The organism is Nonomuraea sp. NPDC048916, assembly GCF_040649575.1.
Lineage (GTDB): Bacteria > Actinomycetota > Actinomycetes > Streptosporangiales > Streptosporangiaceae > Nonomuraea.
Window position 1 is genome coordinate 1 of record NZ_JBEZFS010000144.1, and the last position, 787, is coordinate 787.

Genomic DNA, 787 nt, shown 5'->3' on the forward strand with positions numbered 1-787 from the left:
GGAGATCAAGCGGCTGTTCGCGGCATCGGGCGGCACCTACGGCTCGCCGCGGATCACCCAAGACCTGCACGAGGCGGGCTGGCGGGTGTCGGAGAACACCGTGGCCAGGCGGATGGCCGAACTCGGCTTAGCCGGACGGGCGCCGAAGAAGCCGCGCTCGCTGACCCGGCAGGGCAGGCGGCCGGCCGCGCCTGATCTGGTGCACCGGAAGTTCACCGCGGTCGCTGCGGACGTGCTGTGGGTCGGTGACGTCACGATGATCACCACCGATGAGGGGCCACTGTACTTGGCTTCGGTCGAGGACCTGTTCTCCCGCCGGCTGCTCGGCTACGCCATGTCGGCCCACCATGACGCGGCGCTGACGGTCGCCTCGCTGCAGATGGCCGTGGCGACCAGGGGCGGCGACGTGGACGGGGTGATCTTCCACTCGGATCGCGGCTCGGAGTACACCGCCGCCCGCTACCAGGCCGAATGCCGCAAGCACGGGGTGGTGCAGTCGATGGGCCGAGTCGGATGCGCACTCGACAACGGAGCCGCCGAATCGCTCAACAGCACCCTGAAGGTCGAGTTCGTGCACCGGCAGCGCTTCCGAACCCGAGCGGAGGCCCGGCTGAAGATCGCGACCTGGATCGCGGACTTCTACAACGTCAAACGCAGGCACAGCGCCAACGACGGGCAGCCGCCTGTCACATTCGAGCACCAGATGATCGAGAAGAGGCAAGCATCAACGGCCCTGATGAGGGCCGCCGTGGCATAGGACCATCTCCACGGTTTGAGGGGATTGACA

1 protein-coding gene is annotated in these 787 nt (G+C 67.5%); it reads left to right on the top strand.

What is annotated here, in order from left to right:
* Positions 1-757 (top strand): IS3 family transposase (locus tag AB0C16_RS40145; RefSeq protein ID WP_357691400.1); only part of this gene is annotated, 757 nt, incomplete at its 5' end.
* Positions 758-787 lie beyond the last annotated feature (30 nt).